This is a genomic window from Arthrobacter sp. StoSoilB19, assembly GCF_019977275.1.
In the GTDB taxonomy this organism is placed as follows: Bacteria; Actinomycetota; Actinomycetes; order Actinomycetales; family Micrococcaceae; genus Arthrobacter.
Genome location: NZ_AP024650.1, coordinates 2,415,146 through 2,431,479, shown reverse-complemented (window position 1 = coordinate 2,431,479; position 16,334 = coordinate 2,415,146). Strand labels below are relative to the sequence as shown.

General features: G+C 63.5%; 20 protein-coding genes. 7 read left to right on the top strand and 13 right to left on the bottom strand.

The features are described from left to right. Nucleotides 1–2: 2 nt before the first annotated feature. Genes LDO86_RS11145 through LDO86_RS11130 form a run of 4 tightly spaced genes read right to left on the bottom strand, consistent with a single transcriptional unit; the run spans nt 3 to nt 4,519 of the window. Entirely contained in the window at nt 3–1,292 is a 1,290-nt protein-coding gene (locus tag LDO86_RS11145; RefSeq protein WP_018769424.1) for a glucarate dehydratase family protein, read from the bottom strand. 40 nt (nt 1,293–1,332) lie between these two features. Then, entirely contained in the window at nt 1,333–2,244 is a 912-nt protein-coding gene (locus LDO86_RS11140) for a carbohydrate ABC transporter permease (protein WP_018769423.1), read from the bottom strand. Then, on the bottom strand, nt 2,241–3,191 hold the full coding sequence (locus LDO86_RS11135; protein ID WP_026265792.1) for a sugar ABC transporter permease: 951 nt from the start codon (nt 3,189–3,191) through the stop codon (nt 2,241–2,243). The genes LDO86_RS11140 and LDO86_RS11135 overlap by 4 nt, the downstream gene beginning before the upstream one ends. Then, on the bottom strand, nt 3,188–4,519 hold the full coding sequence (locus LDO86_RS11130) for an extracellular solute-binding protein (RefSeq protein WP_018769421.1): 1,332 nt from the start codon (nt 4,517–4,519) through the stop codon (nt 3,188–3,190). The genes LDO86_RS11135 and LDO86_RS11130 overlap by 4 nt, the downstream gene beginning before the upstream one ends. Before the next feature lie 99 nt (nt 4,520–4,618). Between LDO86_RS11130 and LDO86_RS11125 the strand changes: the two genes are divergently transcribed. The 5 genes from LDO86_RS11125 (at nt 4,619) to LDO86_RS11105 (ending at nt 9,372) form a co-directional block, all read left to right on the top strand. Next, complete coding sequence (locus tag LDO86_RS11125) at nt 4,619–5,452, top strand: NAD(P)-dependent oxidoreductase (protein ID WP_082581728.1); 834 nt, start codon at nt 4,619–4,621, stop codon at nt 5,450–5,452. Nucleotides 5,453–5,489: 37 nt separating this feature from the next. Next, the gene (locus LDO86_RS11120; RefSeq protein WP_018769419.1) at nt 5,490–6,299 is read left to right on the top strand and encodes an IclR family transcriptional regulator; all 810 of its coding nucleotides are present in this window, start codon (nt 5,490–5,492) and stop codon (nt 6,297–6,299) included. 68 nt (nt 6,300–6,367) lie between these two features. After that, a complete protein-coding gene (locus LDO86_RS11115; RefSeq protein ID WP_026265790.1) occupies nt 6,368–7,300 on the top strand; it encodes an ATP-binding cassette domain-containing protein in 933 nt (310 codons plus the stop codon). A gap of 8 nt (nt 7,301–7,308) precedes the next feature. After that, nucleotides 7,309–8,541: an ABC transporter permease gene (locus LDO86_RS11110; RefSeq protein ID WP_018769417.1), complete on the top strand. Its 1,233-nt coding sequence runs from the start codon at nt 7,309–7,311 to the stop codon at nt 8,539–8,541. 93 nt (nt 8,542–8,634) lie between these two features. Then, nucleotides 8,635–9,372 (top strand): PspA/IM30 family protein, encoded by a 738-nt coding sequence (locus tag LDO86_RS11105; protein WP_018769416.1) that lies wholly within the window; start codon nt 8,635–8,637, stop codon nt 9,370–9,372. Between the two features lie 126 nt (nt 9,373–9,498). Here the strand turns inward: LDO86_RS11105 and LDO86_RS11100 are convergent, their stop codons facing one another. Then, a complete protein-coding gene (locus LDO86_RS11100; RefSeq protein WP_018769415.1) occupies nt 9,499–9,675 on the bottom strand; it encodes a hypothetical protein in 177 nt (58 codons plus the stop codon). Nucleotides 9,676–9,958: 283 nt separating this feature from the next. After that, the gene (locus LDO86_RS11095) at nt 9,959–10,132 is read right to left on the bottom strand and encodes a CsbD family protein (RefSeq protein ID WP_018769414.1); all 174 of its coding nucleotides are present in this window, start codon (nt 10,130–10,132) and stop codon (nt 9,959–9,961) included. 262 nt (nt 10,133–10,394) lie between these two features. Between LDO86_RS11095 and LDO86_RS11090 the strand changes: the two genes are divergently transcribed. After that, nucleotides 10,395–10,610 (top strand): hypothetical protein, encoded by a 216-nt coding sequence (locus LDO86_RS11090; protein WP_018769413.1) that lies wholly within the window; start codon nt 10,395–10,397, stop codon nt 10,608–10,610. Nucleotides 10,611–10,702: 92 nt separating this feature from the next. Here LDO86_RS11090 and LDO86_RS11085 read toward each other — a convergent pair whose 3' ends face one another. The 4 genes from LDO86_RS11085 to LDO86_RS11070 all read right to left on the bottom strand — a co-directional run bounded on the left by LDO86_RS11085 (nt 10,703) and on the right by LDO86_RS11070 (nt 13,149). Next, a complete protein-coding gene (locus LDO86_RS11085) occupies nt 10,703–11,266 on the bottom strand; it encodes a hypothetical protein (RefSeq protein WP_224083986.1) in 564 nt (187 codons plus the stop codon). Nucleotides 11,267–11,424: 158 nt separating this feature from the next. After that, entirely contained in the window at nt 11,425–12,024 is a 600-nt protein-coding gene (locus LDO86_RS11080; RefSeq protein WP_018769411.1) for a TMEM175 family protein, read from the bottom strand. Between the two features lie 69 nt (nt 12,025–12,093). Beyond that, complete coding sequence (locus LDO86_RS11075) at nt 12,094–12,372, bottom strand: YciI family protein (RefSeq protein WP_018769410.1); 279 nt, start codon at nt 12,370–12,372, stop codon at nt 12,094–12,096. 72 nt (nt 12,373–12,444) lie between these two features. Beyond that, nucleotides 12,445–13,149, bottom strand: a complete 705-nt coding sequence (locus LDO86_RS11070) for a DUF2087 domain-containing protein (protein ID WP_224083985.1) — start codon at nt 13,147–13,149, stop codon at nt 12,445–12,447. Nucleotides 13,150–13,179: 30 nt separating this feature from the next. Here LDO86_RS11070 and LDO86_RS11065 point away from each other — a divergent pair, with 30 nt between their 5' ends. After that, nucleotides 13,180–13,332, top strand: coding sequence for a hypothetical protein (locus LDO86_RS11065; protein WP_224083984.1), 153 nt, complete (start codon nt 13,180–13,182; stop codon nt 13,330–13,332). Nucleotides 13,333–13,363: 31 nt separating this feature from the next. Here LDO86_RS11065 and LDO86_RS11060 read toward each other — a convergent pair whose 3' ends face one another. The 3 genes from LDO86_RS11060 to LDO86_RS11050 are packed head-to-tail and all read right to left on the bottom strand — an operon-like array spanning nt 13,364 to nt 16,325. Next, complete coding sequence (locus LDO86_RS11060) at nt 13,364–14,311, bottom strand: alpha/beta hydrolase (protein WP_224083983.1); 948 nt, start codon at nt 14,309–14,311, stop codon at nt 13,364–13,366. Between the two features lie 28 nt (nt 14,312–14,339). After that, on the bottom strand, nt 14,340–15,425 hold the full coding sequence (locus tag LDO86_RS11055; protein WP_224083982.1) for an alpha/beta hydrolase: 1,086 nt from the start codon (nt 15,423–15,425) through the stop codon (nt 14,340–14,342). Between the two features lie 30 nt (nt 15,426–15,455). Further along, nucleotides 15,456–16,325 carry an HNH endonuclease gene (locus LDO86_RS11050; RefSeq protein WP_224083981.1) on the bottom strand — a complete coding sequence of 290 codons (870 nt, stop codon included), beginning with the start codon at nt 16,323–16,325 and terminating at the stop codon, nt 15,456–15,458. Nucleotides 16,326–16,334 lie beyond the last annotated feature (9 nt).

The following is a 16,334-nucleotide window of genomic DNA, read 5'->3' as shown; positions in this document are numbered from 1 at the left end:
ACCTACCACCGGGGGAGGGCAGCCGTGAAGTCGGGGACAAAACGCTGCATGTAGCCCGTGTCATCCCGCGCCGTCATGCGGGCGTCCAGGTACTGCTGGTGGAGTTCAGCCAGTTTCTCCCGGTTCAGCTCCACGCCAAGGCCGGTGCCGGTGGGAACCGGCACGCTGCCGTCCACAAACTTCAGGGCTCCGGGCTTGACCACGTCGTTGTGCCCGTTCCAGGGATAGTGGGTATCACAGGCGTACGTCAGGGCAGGCGTTGCGGCGGCGACGTGGACCATGGCAGCAAGGCTGATGCCAAGGTGGGAATTGGAATGCATGGACAATCCTATTCCGAAGGTTTCGCAGATGGTGCCCAGTTCCCGGGTGTGGCGGAGGCCGCCCCAGTAGTGATGGTCACCGAGGATTACCTGGACGGAATCGAGTTCCACACTCTTTTTGATGTGGTCGAAGGCCACGACGCACATATTGGTGGCAAGCGGCATGGGGGCAGCAGCCGCGACCTGGCCCATTCCCTCCAGGCCCGGCGTCGGATCTTCCAGGTACTCAAGCAGCCCGCTCGTTTCGGCCGCCACCCATTTCGAGGTCTCCACCGTCCAGGCAGTGTTGGGGTCCAGCCGGAGCGGAAGGTCCGGGAACGCTTCACGCAAAGCCCGGATAGCTTCAATTTCACGGGCGGGTGGAAAGACGCCGCCCTTGAGTTTGATGGATTTGAATCCGTACTCGGTGATCATCCGGCGAGCCTGCCGGACGATGCCCTCCGGATCCAGCGCCTCGCCCCAGCCGTCGGAAATGGCCGGGCGTCCATCGTGAGCAGGGTGTTCCGCCCACTTGTAGAAGAGGTAGGCGCTGAAGGGGACCTCGTCCCGCACAGTGCCGCCGAGCAGTTCGCTCACGGTCCTGCCCGTTGCATGCCCCTGGATATCCAGGGCAGCGACTTCGAAGGCGGAGAAGACGGCAGCCCGTTCAAAGGCAGAGAGATTTGGGTCCAGCGCCTGGTTGATGAGCCGCTCCATTGTGGAGGTTTCAAAGATACTGACGCCCTTGATGGCATTGGCGCCGGCGGCGAGGTTGTCCAGGCGGCTCTGGCCGCCGGCACATTCGCCCAGGCCCAGGAGCCCGTTGGCGGTGCGGACTTCAATGACCACCCTATGGACCAAGGGCTCGTGGACGCCGACGGCGTTCAGGAGCGGTGGATCGGAAAAGGCGATCGGTGTGATGGTGATGTCGTTGATCGTCAGGTCTGCCGCGGTGGGTGCCGCGGTGGCAGGAACAATTGAGCTGATATTCATGGAAATTCTTTCGTGGAGGGTTGGGGAGGCCGGGCCTTCCCTAGCCCTTGGTTGCGCCCGAGGTGATGCCGCGGATCATGGAGCTTTGCAGGAAGAGGTACACCAGGAGGCTGGGAATCATGGCCATCAGGGCACCCGCCAGCAGCACGCCGGGTCCGACTGTGGTGTCGTTGCGAAGTACCGCCAGCGCCACGGTCAGGGTGTAGTCTCCGGGGTCATTGGCCGCGATGAGGGGGAGGAGGTACTGGTCCCAGACCATCATGAAGCCGAAAATCCCGATGACGCCCAGCGCCGGCTTGCACAGAGGCAGGATGATGGTGAAGAGCATGCGGAACTCACCCACCCCGTCAAGCCGGGCAGCCTCCTCGATTTCCGCGGGAATCTCCTTCATGAATTCGCTCATGATGAAGATGGAGAAGCCCCAGATGCCCACCGGCAGGATGACGGCAAGGACGGTTCCCCGCAAACTGATGCCCAGCAGCGGGAGGTCACCCAACACCAGGGACAGGGGGATGCCGATGATCTCCTCGGGGAGCATCATGGTCATCAGGACCAGCAGGAGGACCAGGGCCTGTCCCCGGAATTTCCTGCGGCTGAGGCTGTAGGCGGCGAACACGGAAACGGTCATTTGGAGCAGGAGCCCTCCGCCGGCCACCACCAGGGAGTTCAGCAGGTAACCCCACAGACCCTGCTGCTGTGCTGCCTGGAAGTTCTGGAGCGTGAATGTCTTGGGCAGCAGCGAAATCTCGGTCGGGCTGGAGTTCCGGTCAAAAGCGCCGGAGATGATGGCCAGGAACGGCAGGGCGAAAATGCAGAACACCAGTGCGCAGAGCAGCATCCGCAGGACCATGTTGGGTCCAAAACGGGGCGACCATCCCAGGGCCGTGTCGAACCTGGCGGAGGACGACGGCCTGGCCGTGCGGGAGTTCTTTCGGGTCAGTGTCTGGCTCATCGTGCTGCCTTCCTTTTGGCCAGGAGCTGGGTTCCAACGGTCAGGAGCAGGGTGGCCACCAGGAGCAGGACTGCCGCGGCAGAGGCCACGCCAATATCGTTCCGCTGGAATCCCAGGGAATACATGCGGGTCATCCACACCTCTGTTGAGCCGGCCGGGCCGCCTCCGGTAAGTACGTACACTTCCGTGAAGCTGCGCAGGCTGCGGATGGCTGCCAACGTCAGGACGGTCACCAGTGAAGGACGAAGGGCCGGCAGCGTGATGTACCGCAGTCGCTGCCAGACCGTGGCTCCGTCCACGCCCGCAGACTCATATAGGGAGCGGTCCACCCCGGTGAGCCCGGCGAGGATGATCACCATGTTGTAGGGCGCGCCGCTCCAGATGCCGACGACGGCGATGGACCACAGTGCCGTGTCCGTACCGTTGAGGAACTGCAGCGGGCCGAGTCCTAGCCAGCCCAGGATGCTGTTGAGGGGTCCGTCCGGTGTGGGGAAGTACAACAGGCGCCAGATTTCGCCCACCACAGCCAGCGCCGTGACGACAGGGAGGAAAATGGTGGTGCGGAGGATCCACAGTGACCGTGCCTGCCCTTCCAGGAGCAGGGCCAGAAGAAAGCCCACCACCAGTGCGCCGAGGGTCTGGGTGACGCCCAGGACCACAGTGTGTCCGAGGGCCTCCAAGAAGCGTGCATCCGTCAGCACGCCAACATAGTTGTCGAAGCCGACGAAAACGTCCCCCAGGAACGGCTGCACTTTGAAAAAGCTCAGCCGAATGCCTTCGGCCATGGGGATGAATTTGAAGTAGAGGCCCAGGACGGCGGCCGGCACCAGGAACAACCAGATGGCCATGGTCTGTCTGCCGTTGCGGCGTTTGCTGCGGGGGGCCGGTGGCGCTGACTCCGGCTCCGCCGTCAAGGCACCTGCCGGTTTCGTTGGTGTTGCGGTCATGACTTGGCGTTCTGGCTTGTCAGTTCGTTGGTGATGGCCGAGTCGAGATCCTTAAGGCCGGACGCCACGTTATCCGCCGCCCAGTCCGAGAAGATCTTGTTCAGGGATTCGGCGGCTGCCTGCTTGATCGGCACGAAGTTGATGGCCGAGGGGAAGGACTTTGACGAGTTCTTCAGCGCGTCCTGGACGACGGTCCACCGGGGATCGTTGTAGACGGCGGCAGCATCGACGTCGGAATTGACGGGTACGCGGACAATCGGCTGCTTGCCGGCGGTCATGCCCGCCTTTTGCCCGTCGGCGGACACGAGGTAGTCGATAACCTGCTTTGTCTGGTCCTTTTTGCCGTTGGTGGCAGTGACATAGATGTTCTCGCCTTCGGCCAGGACTGTGTTGTCCACCGAACCCTTGGGAGTTTCGATGACTTCGTACCGGTCTTTGCCCAGCGCCGTATCAAACGAGGAGAAGTTGTAGGGGCCGGTGAGAATGATCCCGGTCTTTCCGGTCTGGAAAAAGGGTGACGCAGCGCTGGTGGCCGCCGTCAGTACGCCCGGCTGCGTGTTGCCGGGCGTGCAGAACTGTTGCTTGATCCAGGTGACGCCTTTCTGGCTTTCACTGCTTGCGGCGGAAGCGGTGTACTTTCCGTTGCCGTTGTCCTTCAGGTAGGCGCCGCCGTCCTGCCAAAGGTACGATGAGGCCCACCAACCCAGGTATCCACGTTCGGTGGATCCCGGAACGGTCATCCCGAAAGTGTCTGCCTGGCCATTTCCGTCCGGGTCCTGTGTAGCGAATGCGGTGGCCAGCGCCGCGAGGTCTTCCTGCGTCTTGGGAACGGGGAGACCCAGCTTCTCGCGCCAGTCCTTCCTGATCATGGTCACCATCGTCTGGCGAGAGAACGGGACCCCGTAAGTAGCCCCGTCCTGGCCCACTGCCTCATTCCACAGGGAGTCGGAGATCTTGTCGCCTCCGTCCACCGCTGACTTGTCCAGTTTCTGCAGGTAGCCCTGGGAAGTGTAGTTGCCAAGAGCCGCGGAGTCGTTGATGACGATATCCGGAAGCTTCTTGGAGGCCGCCCTGGTCTGTAGTTGCTGGTCCAGGTCCGGCACCCCCTGGAAGTTGACCGGGATACCGGTCTTTGCCGTGAATTCCTTGAACAGCGCCGCGTAGGTCGTGGAGGCGTCGGTGCCGGCGCGCGCCCAGACCTCGATGGGCTGGCCGTCATCCTTGGCCGCAGGGGCGGACGACCCGCTGCCACAGCCCGTTAGCAGGGTGGCTGAGGTCACCGCCAATGCCAGAGCCGCACGGGAGTGTGCCTTGAGCTTCGAATCCACTCTGATTCTCCTTTTACATATATAAACATCTGCTATCATCTGAAACATACTTCATGAGAGTGTGATTAGCATCACAGGCTGTCAACCATTGGAGGAAACTTGCCGGCAGCACAGAAAGCACAGGCGATCGCCATGACGGGTGGTGCCGGCATGATGGCCACGTTGCTGCGTCCCTACCTTGCTGATGCCGGATATGAAGTCCGGCTGCTGGACCTGGTGGAAGCCCGGAATTTGCGTCCCAACGAGGTTGCCCTGGTGGGATCCGTAACTGATCCAGATTTCATGAACACGTCCCTCAGGGCCACATCCGGGGTTGTCCACCTGGGCGGACTCCACCGGGAAATGACCTGGCAGGAAATCGTTGCCACCAACATCACCGGCACCCAGGTGACGCTGGAAGCAGCCCGCCGCAACGGCGTCGAACGCGTATTGCTGGCCAGTTCCACGCACGCCGTGGGCTTCCACGACCTTGCTGATGCCGCGGCGGATGCTGTACTTCCGCCGCGGCCCGATACGTACTACGGGGTCAGCAAAGTGGCCGCGGAAGCGCTCGGCAGCCTGTATGCGGACAAGTACGGAATGAAAGTGGTCAGTGCCCGGATAGGTACCGGCGGCCAGCGCCCGGGCAACGCCAGGACCCTTGGTTCGTGGCTTTCCCCGGCGGATTCGTTCAGGCTCGTGGAGGCGGCGCTGAACGACCTCGGTGCCCCGGGCCATCACGTGGTGTGGGCTGTCTCGGCCAACACCCGCGGCTGGGCGAACCTCCAGGCAGGACGGCGCATCGGCTACGACCCGCAGGACGACGCGGAGCTCTATGCCAATGAGGTCGATACTTCCGGGGGGAACGCTGAAACGGGACTCCTTGGCGGGTTTTGGGCCAGCGATGGTCATAGGGTAGGTATGGACAACTACCCGCACCTGGCCGCGAAATGAGCTGCCGCAGTCCGGTGCGGCGAAAGGGGGAGCGGTAATGGCACCGCTGGATGTACAGGCCGGCACGCGGGGGGACGCGCCCGGCGACGTCAAACTGGTCAAGTCCGCAGAGCGGACCATCGCCATCCTTGAGCTCCTGGCGTCCGCTCCGCAGCCGCTCACCACCGCCGAGATCTTCAAGCAGACCGGGTATCCCCGTTCCAGCCTGCACTGGCTGCTGTTGACGCTCCTGGAGCTCAACTGGATCGAGCAAACACCGGAGGGCGCCTATAGGATCGGCACGCATGCCCTGCTGTGCGGTACGGCGTACCTGGACAGGGATCCGGTGATGGAACACGTTTCGGCCATTCTGGAAAAGGTCCGCAATGCCACGACCTTCACTACCCACTACGCCCGCATCGACCGGTCCGACGTCATCTATCTTGCAACCCGGCAGGCTGTAGACCGGCGCCGGCTGTCCTCAAGGGTAGGGCGCAAGCTTCCGGCCCAAGTGACGGCCCTGGGCAAAGCCATCCTCTCCGAGTACACGGATACGGAGGTCCGGCAGCGGCTTGGCGGCGGGCCCTATCCCCAGCTGACCCCGAACAGCGTCCCTGATTTCGAGGCGCTTCAGGCCGAGCTGACTGAGTTCCGGAAGACGGGCCATGCCATTGAGTGGGAGCAAAACACGGTGGGGCTTTGCTGCGTTAGCGTGGTGGTTCCGTACCGCATCCCCGGGACGGACGCCATGAGCTGCTCCATGCCGGTGGAACTTGCCACAGACGACGTCATCTCGAAAACCGTGGAGACGCTCCACTCAGCCGCAGGTGAACTGGCCCGGACCCTTCGTGCCGCGGGGATCCGGTAGGTCCGGAGTCTGAGCCCAACCGGGCACTTGCGCGACACGAGCAGATCGGTAACCGCTAGTCTGAAACCATGACGATGGGGGACACGGCGCAGGAGCCGCTGGTGCACATTCAGGACTTCCGGATGGACTTCGGGGACACCACGGTCATCCGGGATCTGTCCTTCGACGTGCACGCGGGGGAGACGTTCGGTTTCCTGGGGTCCAATGGATCCGGGAAGACCACCACTTTGCGGGCGCTGCTGGGCATCTACCAGCCCACCGCGGGGATCCTGCACATAGGGGGCAAAGCCTTTGAGCCCCGCGACGGGGCCCGTCTCGGATACCTGCCGGAAGAGCGCGGCCTGTACAAAAAGGAACACGTCCTGGATGTCATGGTCTACTTCGGCCGGCTCAAGGGCCTGTCCAAGGCCGCGGCCCGGTCCTGGTCCGGACACTATTTGGAGCGGGTGGGTCTGGCCGACAAGGCAAAGTCCCGGTTGGACAAGCTCTCCAGCGGCCAACAGCAAAAGGTCCAGTTGGGCGTGACGATCATGAACGATCCCGAACTGCTTATTTTGGACGAGCCGACCAAGGGCTTTGACCCCGTGAACCGGCGGCTGCTGATGGACATTATCGAAGAGCACAAGCGGGCCGGCGCCACCGTCATCATGGTCACCCACCAGATGGAAGAAGTCGAACGGCTGTGTGACCGGGTAATCCTGCTCAAAGACGGAGTCTCCCACGCTTACGGGACGGTGGAAGAGGTCCAGGAAGAGTTCGGCGGCACCGTCTACCGGGTCACCCACGACGGACCGTTGCCCGCATCGGCACTGTTCGACGTCGTCGACGACGTGGACGGGGTCGCCGAACTGGCGCCGCGCCCCGGGTCCAGTGAGGCCGCGGTGCTGCGCGAGCTGGTCGAAGCCGGGGCCGTGGTCCGGTCATTCACGCCGGCCCGGATCTCCCTGGATGAGATCTTCATCAAGGTGTACGGCGAACAGCACGAACTGGCGGAAGGCTGAACAGGGCATTGGGACAGCACAACCTTGGGACCGTGATCGCGTTCGAGTTCTTCCGGACCATCAAGAAACGGGGCTTCGTCATCGCAACCCTGGCGCTGCCGGTCATTCTTATCATTATCTTCGCCCTCGTGTACGCGTCCAACGCCAGCACAAAGGACAGCGCCGCCGCCCAGAAGAGTGCGACGTTCGCTTTCATGTACACGGACGCCTCTGGAATCATCATGGCGTCTGCCGCCGAGTTGGCCGGCGGAACAACTGCCAGCGGCCCCGAAGCCGCGATCGCTGCCGTGAAGGACGGCGCCTCGGAGGCATACTTCGCCTACCCTGCCGATCCGGCCAAAGAGCCGGTGAAGGTGTACGGTGCGGACAAAGGCACGTTTGAGAACGACAAGTACGAGGCCGTGGCCAAGCAGCTGCTCGCGGTCTCGGCCCAGCATCAAGTCGGCTCACCCCAGCTGACGGCGGCCCTGACCGGGACCGTAAAATTTGACTCCGAAATATTCAAGGACGGCAAGGCCGCCGCGGGCGTCGGCGGGATCATTCCACCACTGCTGTTCCTGGTCATCTTCTATTTTTCGATGATCCTTCTTTCGAACCAGATGCTGAATTCCACCTTGGAGGAGAAGGAAAACCGGGTCACTGAAATGATCCTGACCACCCTAAATCCAACCACCCTGATCACCGGCAAGATCATCTCGCTGTTCGCCGTCGGCCTGGTCCAGATCCTGGTGTTCCTGGCCCCGGTCGGATTGGCCTACCTGTTTTTCCGGAACCGCCTTGCCCTGCCCGAGGTGGACCTGTCATCCCTGGTCTTCGAACCCGGCCCCATGATCACAGGGGCCCTTCTCACGCTGGGTGGATTCGCCGTCTTTACCGGGGTCCTGGTGGCCATAGGGGCGATCATGCCGACCGCCAAGGAAGCCGGGACCGTCTTCGGCCCGCTTGTGGCCATGATGTTTATCCCCTTCTACACATTCAGCCTGATCATCTCCAACCCGGGCGCGCTGGTCGTGCAGATCTTCACCTACTTCCCGCTGACCGCTCCGGTGACCGCCCTGCTCCGCAACGGGTTCGGCACCCTGAACCCAGTTGAATCCGCCATCGTCATCGTCGAACTCTTCGTCGTCGGCCTTATTATCCTGCGGCTGGCTGTCCACCTGTTCCGGTACGGGTCCATCGAATACGGCCGGAAACTCTCCATCGCCGGAACCTTCCGCCGCCACGACCTGGCCACCAAGTAGGCGGGGCGGGTGGCAGGCATAGCGTAGGGAATCTGGTCCCCTGCGGTGCCGAACACATAGGATGCGAATTCCACTACTGATAGAAAGAATCCCGTGAAGCAGAGTATTTTCGCCCGCGTGGCCCAGTTGGCCAAGGCAAACCTCAATGCCCTCCTGGACTCCGCGGAGGATCCGCAGAAAATGCTGGACCAGATGGTCCGGGATTACTCGGAGAATATCCGCGAAGCCGAGGCCGCGATCGCCCAGACCATAGGCAACCTCCGGATGCTGGAGGAGGACCACAAACGTAACGTCGCCGACGCCAACGAATGGGGCCGCAAGGCTCTGGCCGCGTCCAGGAAGGGCGACGAGTTCCGGTCCGCCGGCAACCTCGCCGATGCGCAGAAGTTCGACAACCTCGCCAAGGTTGCCCTGCAGCGGCAGATGGCCGCCGAGAAGCTCGTGAAAGACGCCGTACCCGGGCTTGCGGCCCAGAACGAAGTGGTCGACAAGCTCAAGGGTGGGCTCGACCAGATGAAGGGCAAGCTGCACGAGCTGACGGCCAAGCGCAACGAGCTGGTAGCCAGATCCCGGACGGCGGCCGCGCAGTCCCGGATCCACGATGCCCTCAAATCCCTGGACGCCGGTGATCCGACGTCGGCCATCGGGCGGTATGAGGAGCGGATCCGACGCCAAGAGGCCACCGTTCGCGGCCAGCAGGAACTCGCAGCCTCATCCCTCGATGCCCAGTTCGCCTCCCTGGAAGACCTCGGAGAGCAGACCGAAGTGGAAGCACGTCTGGCCGCCCTCAAGTCCATCGACCGGAAGGCCATTGACTCCCAGGCTCCTTGAAGCCCCGGGATCCCGCCGGTCCACCGTCGGGGCATGGCTGACTGCTGGGCCGCGGCCGCCAGGTAATACCGGGCGGTCGCGTCAGGCCGGCGACAGGTCGCCGTCGGCAGCAATGTGCCATGCCGTTTACGTTATGGCCCCACTGCCAGCGGAGCCTTGCGTCTCCACGCTCTGGGCTGCCTGCCCGACGTCAGCCGGCAGCCGGCGTCGGGCTTTGGCCAAGGCAACGAGCAGGGTCAGGACGGTGCCCAACCAGGCAAGCCCGGCGAGAAAAACCAGCCCTATTGCCGCTAAGGGGTGCATGGCCAAAGTTTAGGACGGCGCAACTGGGAGTTGCGGAAGCAACTCCGCACCGAAGAGCCGAAAGATTGTACAAGCCACCCATGGGTCGGAGCTGGGGCGGCCTGGTTCGGGGCGGTGCGCGGCTGGCCAAGTGGAGCCGGCGGGCCGTGATAAACAGGGCAAGCCAGGCGGCACCAAACACGTAGGGGGCGAGCACGCAGGTCAATCAGGGGTGGCTGGAGTGCACCCCGACACGACGAAGGGCGCGCCCCGTTCGCTGAGCGCGCCCTTCCCGTAAACGGTGTCAGTGCTTGAATGCGTCCTTGACCTTTTCGCCGGCCTGCTTCACATCGCCCTTGGCCTGGTCCGCTTGGCCTTCCGCCTTCAGGCTGTCATCGCCCGTGGCGTTACCGGCAGCTTCCTTGCCTTTTCCGCCCGCTTTCTCGGCAGCGTTTTCAATCTTGTCGCCTAGTCCCATGGTGTCTCCTCCTCTGGTTGGCAGCCGTTCGCATTCGGCTTCGCTCATAATAAGCATGCTTACCAATGGGTTGGCAAGTGATGGGTATCCACAGCAGCACCGGCCGGGCAACAAGGAGGCGTTCCGGAAGCCCCGCCTGAGGTGGGGACTTTGGTCCCTGTGTTCCGGGTGAAGGGCGGGGTTTACTGGTGCGTTGGGACAGGCGAAGCCTGTCTGCAGAGCGTTGTGGCTCTGCAGGACCGAGCACGGAGATGCCCCGCTAATGAACCTCAAAGACCGTTGGGACCGCCTTGACCCTGCCACGCAGAAATGGCTGATCGACAACCCGGGGTGCCAGATGCTGCCCAGGACCATCACGGCGGTGATCTCGAAGGAAACCGGGGAGGACCTGGCCACAGGGCAGCACGGGCAGGCGCTTGTCTCCGGTGAGGATCACGACTTCATCCGCTCGAAGATAAAAGGCGCCTCCATGGCCTGACAAGGCTTAGCTCTCACCGGGCAGCGCTCCGGCCGAACGGATCGGCGCCCGGGGGTGGCCGGGGATGCTGACGGCGGGCAGGGGTGACAGCCTCAGCCGGTCACCCGTACTCCGGCAACAGCTCCCGTCCAGGGTGCGTCTCCCGGCGCGGGCAGGGACAGGTGTGCTGAAACGTAGCCCTGTTGAAGCGTGATGACTTGGGACGTGGACCCTGGGCAATCCACTGTGAGCTCGACGGGCCAGAGTATGACCTTGGGATTCTCCTGCCGGATGAAGACTTTGGCGTTGGCAGCACCAACGCACGCAGCAGTGACCGTGTACGTGCCCGCCGCGGGGACTTCTTCCGTGGTGCCAAAGCCCCTGCCGGGGCCGTCCAGCGGACCCTTTTGAAAAAGGAGAACCGGCCCCGGCACGGCCAGGAGAAGGCTGTCCAGGTCCTGGTAGTTTCTGGCCTCCCGCTGAAGGACCAGGGGGTCAGTGGGACGGGTAGCGGATGCTGTTATCCGGAAGGGTTCAGGTGCGGCCGTGCGGTCAGCTTCGGCTGCCGGGGCGTGGGCCGGATCGGGGTAGTCATAGGAGCACCCTGCCGTGCCGGCTGCCGTTACCAGCAGGCACAGGGGAAAGGCGAGCCGGCGACGGAGGCCTTTCGTTTCCACGGTTCCATGGTGGCGACGCCCGCGGTTCAAATCAACCACGACCCTGCGGAATTCGCCTACCCGGCCCGGCCGTCTTCTCGGCGGCAAGGCGCACCACGGAGGTATTAAGGCTCCAATGGTGGAGGCGGCCATCGATGCTGGCGCCAATCTCCATCGGGCTAATCGTGGGCCCCATTCTGATGTGACCGGGTTACAAAGTGTTCGACCCTGCGGTCCGGCACCAGCCAGATAAGGGCCACGATGGTGTAAACGGCGAGCCCGAGCAGGGGCTGGACAGGGGTTAGCGCAATGCCAAGGAGATAGATCAGCGGCGAAGCTTTGCCCTTCCAGTCCCGGCCGACAGCACTGGCGAGGGCCCCGTCCTTGCCTTGAGCAGCAATCAGGCGGCGCTCCAGGATGAAGTATGCGATTGCTGCGCACAGCAGGTTGATCCCGTACAGCAGCACAGGGACCTGCGCGAAGCCGGACTCATCCATCCATCGAGTTGTAAAAGGAAACAGCGACAGCCAGAACAACAGATGGAGGTTGGCCCACAGGATGGCCCCATTAACGCGGCTCGCCAAATGGATCATGTGGTGGTGGTTGTTCCAGTAGATTCCGACATACACGAAGCTCAACAGGTAGCTGAAGAGGGTGGGCAGGACGCTGGCCACACCTTCCCACGTTGGTTCCTCCGGGGTATGGAGTTCCAGCACCATGATGGTGATGATGATCGCCAGGACACCGTCGCTGAACGCTTCCAGCCGGTTCTTGTTCATTGGGCATGCTTCCTTCGGGTGACTCTGCGACTTCTTATGTGGCTGCGTGCGACACGCCATGGAGCGCCACTACCCGAGGTGTACAGCGTTCCACTCCAAGAGCCGGCATTCGGCCAGTCCCTCGGTAATAAAGGGGTCTGCAGCGACGAAACGCTCGGCCTCCTGTCGGGAAGTGAAAATGCCCATGGAACTAAGCTCCGGGTCAGCCGTTTGGAATGGACCCAGGGCCACGAGCCCCCCGCCTTCCGCATGGAACGCCTCGTAGTAGGCCTTGTGGCGCGGGTACGTCTCCATGACACGCGAGCGGTCGATGCCTTCACGGACGGTGTAGATGACGACGCATTCCATGCGGCCGAACTTACCACCTCCTGCACCTGCGGCACGGCAGGAATCCGGTGAGGAGCACCCCACTTGGCGGAACTAGACGTGGCGGGTGTAGGAGGAGCCCGAGGGGGTTCGCTGCAGCAGTCCGAAGTCAACCATGTACCTTCGCAGCAGCACCACGTCGTCCGTGTAACTGAGAAGCCGTTCGTTGACCTGCCTCTCAGTGAGTTGTTCTCCGGGCGCCATGACCTCGTCCGCGATCCGGGCAAGGAGTTCCCGCCGTTGCGCCAAGTTTGACGGGTACCTTTCGATGCGTCCAAGCCGCATGAACCGATCTGTCCCGATTTGTGGTTGACGCTTGGGCTGTTGGGCGAGAAGGTCGCGAAAAATCGTCTGGGCCGCCACCAGCCGCCCGGGCGCGTGCTGTTCCACGAGTCCGGACTCAAGCAGACTATCGATGGCCCGGTTTCGCCGCTGTTCCTTCACGTTGGGCAGTACGTCTGGCGCCGCAGCTCCAAGCACGATTTGGGCGTACGCCGTCCTGGCATCGTTGTTGCCAAGCGTCGCCAGCACACGCCGCCAGTGCGGGCCGCTCGTTCCCCTGCCTCCGCCCACGTCCACGCTCCCCTCAACCGCTGGCCCACGCCGCTGCGTCGCGGCGTGCTGGGAGATAGTAGCGCCGGAGCCCTGGTTCCAGGAAGCCCAGGCGCCGGGGACAAGCAGCTGGGGCGCAACGCCCGACGAGGTCTCCCGTCCCCTGCCCGGCGATAACCTCGTGCCGAAACCAGCCTTCAACGCCACGAGGGAATCTCACACCGACTCCGGCCGGACATGGACGTCATTTACGATCCCACGCTGAAGGTGGGCGTATCCGCGCGCCCCTTCGCCAGCTGGTCCGCGTTCCGACGCCGGCTCGAGATGTCCCTTGTCACGTTCCGCGTCGAGTTCAGGGACCAGCCTCCGTTGCGCCGCCGGCGGGAATGAGCCCAGTGGCGGCGCAAGCACGGGCCGTCGGTTACCGCTTCCCGGCCTTGGCATAAAGAGCCAGGAGGTCGCGGCTGAATTCGTGGGGCGACGTTTCGCTGGGGCTGTGGCCACCCCTGTAGACGCCGATCCGGGCCCGGATTGACTGGGCGAAGAGGCGGTGAAGCCGGAGCGGCCACAGGTCGTGTTCGCCCACGGCCACAAACTTGGGAAGGGACGCCTCCGCCAGTGTTTGCCGAAGATCCGGAACGTTCTGCATGAGCGTATAGATGTCCCGGACCGAGGCGCGGCGGGTGAAGCGGAACCGGTAGTTGACGAACCGCCGCCTGCCCTCCGGTACGTGCACCACCTTGCCGCTCCGGATGCCCCAGATCAGCAAGGCAGCACCCACCCGGCCGTTCACCCACGTGCTGAACCGGCCGATGCGGCCCACACCCCTGAAACTCTGGCCTGGCTCCGGCGGACAGCTAAGCAACGTGAGGGACCTGAAGAGCTCCGGCCGCTCCCCAAAGGCGAGTTGGGCAATGATTCCCGCGAAGGAATAACCCACAACATGGACTGGGGTGGAAGTGGTCTCCAGAACTGCAAGGAAGTCGTCCACGAAAAGCCGGTAGTCATAATGCTTGCGCGGCGGCACCAGGTTCCCGGGGCCCGCTGCCGCTGACTGGTACTGTCCCGCCAGATCGTAGCTCAGTGCGAAGTAACCGGCATTGGCCAGGTCGGGCATCATGAGGGAGAAGTCCTCTTTGGAACCGGTTGCTCCGGGCACCAGCACAACGCTGGGATTGCCAGGATTGCCCAGCGTCATGGCGGCGAGCCTGCCACTGGGGACATCAATGGATCGGTGGACAGCGCCCGGCGGTGGAGTGAACCAGTCAACGTCCCCCAGCTCCGCATCGAGCAAGGCGGCCGCGTCCACCAGGGCGGAGCCAAACTCCTCGGGGTCGACCCCGTACCCGTTCCGGTCCAGCTCTGCCATGGTCCCAACATAGTCCAGTGCCTTGAATTTATTCAGGGGCAGGACCGGTGGACCGTTCAGCCACACCGCGGACGAACGCGTGAAGGCGCCGGTAGACTTCCTGGGATTCGGGGTAACGGTAATCCTGTTGCCAGGTGTGTTCGGTGTTGAGGCTGTCCCAAGGGTAGATCAGGGCATCCACTGGAACGTCGTGTTGTTGCAGGCGCTCGATGAAATTCAGGTTAGCCCGGTAGAAGTAGTCACGCTCGGACGTGGTGAGGAACACGGGCGGATGGGTCCCGTCCAGCCACTCGATCGGGGACAGGAAACCCGCGGCGCTCCTCAGCCGCGCCACGGTCCGTGGTGGAGAGGGCCGCTTACGGCCATTGCGTGCTCCCGGACCGGCCGTTGCCCGGGATGCAGGCGGCAATAGCATACGGACGAAGTTCAGGCTGAGGACAAATCCGCTGTCGAAGAAGACCGAGAAATCCACTGCGCTGCAGTGTTGGACGAGCCCTTTCAGGTGTCCCGCGGGAACTGCCGGCCGCAGGGCATAATGCGCCGCCAGTTCGGAACGCAAGCTGGCTGCGGTCAGCAGGGCAGCGATCTGTCCGCCGGCCGAGTCCCCGCCCAGGATCAGCCTCTTGGGATTCCCGCCGTACCCCTCGATGTTGGCGGCAACCCACGCCAGGGCGGCATTGGCATCCTCGAGCACATGCCCCATGGCGAACCGGGGCGCGTGCCGGTAGTTGACGTTGACCACCACCATCCCGCCCACTGCCTGGTTGGCGCAGTACTTGGTCAGGGCTGCCTTGTCACCGGATGTCCACCCGCCACCATGGAAGTAAACGTAGACGGGAAGCAGCTCCGCCGCCACAGCCTCTGTACCAGGAGAGTCAGCTGCCGGCTGCAGCGGTGTCAAAACGTCGAGGCGGTGGGCGCGGAGGGCATCACCCACGTAGTCAATGTCGTGCACATATGCCACAGCCGTGATTGGGTCGGTGTTGAACCGCGCCTGCTCCCGGGCACTGACGGCGCGCATCAGGACGCGCCATGTCCATACGGGTACGCGGCGCAACAGGGGCCGGGCGCTCCTGACCGACTGAAACACCCCGGAACGTGCAGCCAATGTCATCCCTGCAATTTTATCCCCGAATGCTGGCCCCTACGTCTTGCCGCCCCCGAGGATCCGCCGTGCGTCCTCCTGGGCCTGAAGGGCCAGGTCAGTGACCACTTCACCCCGCACATGCCCGGCGGCCGACATGATGCTCCGGAGTTCGGAAACCGTCCGCGCCGGGTTTGCCCCGTGCGCCACGGCGTGGCAGTTATGGCAAAGCGGAATGAGGTCGGCGATGGGGTCAAGCTGGTATCCGCTGCCAATCATGGCCGGCGGCACCACGTGGTGCACGGCTGTCGCTCCTGTACCGGCCTCACCGTAAGCGGACTCAAAGGAGAAGCCGCAGGCGGCGCACGACGTGCCGTGGAAGGCCAGGCAGGCCCGGCGGGCGTCGGGGTCCCGCTCAAAGCGGTTCACCTGGATATGGCTGACGCCGCCCGGCGGAAAGGTTCCGGCAACCACCTCGGTGGGATCCGGCGTCGTGGGCCCGTATTCCCTCCACAAGCGTTGCAGAACAGGCCAGGACGACGGCGGCAAGGTCACCAGGGAGGGGCCGTTCGCCTTGGCCCAGAGGTCACCGGGAAAGGCCTCCCGCAGGGTCCCGGGGCGTATTTGCTCGCCCAGCGGGAGCAGTGCGTCGAAAGCGACTGCGATGAACCAGTCGTTGGCATCGGAATCATCGCCTGCGGCGGCCTGGTAGGGCTCCGATGCCACCGACCCGTGACCGATGAGGCCGCTGCCTGCATCATTGCCGCCTTGCACCAGGAGCCACGCTTCGGTCCCCGGGCGGATGTCAGGGCAGAAGCCGACGCGCCAGCGGTCCAGGAACCTGCCGGACTGCGCCACCTGCGCGACGACGGCTCCGTAGTCCCAGCGGTGCAGCCCGTTCGTGTCGCAGCCAAGAATTACTGCCGCCACTGCCCACCA